This window comes from Thalassolituus sp. UBA6592 (genome assembly GCF_002433655.1).
In the GTDB taxonomy this organism is placed as follows: domain Bacteria; phylum Pseudomonadota; class Gammaproteobacteria; order Pseudomonadales; family Oceanobacteraceae; genus Venatoribacter.
In genome coordinates, this window is record NZ_DJIO01000113.1 from 53,843 (window position 1) to 54,278 (window position 436).

General features: G+C 55.0%; 1 protein-coding gene. It reads right to left on the reverse strand.

The features are described 5' to 3' along the window. On the reverse strand, positions 1-436 hold a 436-nt coding region (locus B2Z72_RS10780; RefSeq protein WP_297004774.1), incomplete at both ends, for a DEAD/DEAH box helicase.

The following is a 436-nucleotide window of genomic DNA, read 5'->3' on the forward strand; positions in this document are numbered from 1 at the left end:
GGCGATGATCGACAGGTCGCGGATGCTGGCCATGGCCATATTCAGCGTACGTGGAATCGGCGTGGCGGTGAGGGTAAGAATATCGACTTCCGCCCGTAATGATTTAATCCGTTCTTTCTGTTGCACGCCGAATCTGTGCTCTTCATCAATGATCAGCAGGCCCAGATGATCGAACTTCACGTCTTTCTGCAGCAGCTTGTGGGTGCCGACGACGATATCGGTTTTACCCTCCAGCATGCGGTCCAGCGCCAGCTGCGTTTCTTTGGCGGACTTAAAGCGGGACAGTACATCCACTTTCACCGGCCATTCGGCAAAGCGGTCGGCGAAGTTCTGATAGTGTTGCTGTGCCAGCAGAGTGGTGGGCACTAATACGGCGACCTGTTTGCCGCTCTGTACCGCCATAAAGGCAGCACGCATGGCAACTTCGGTTTTACCG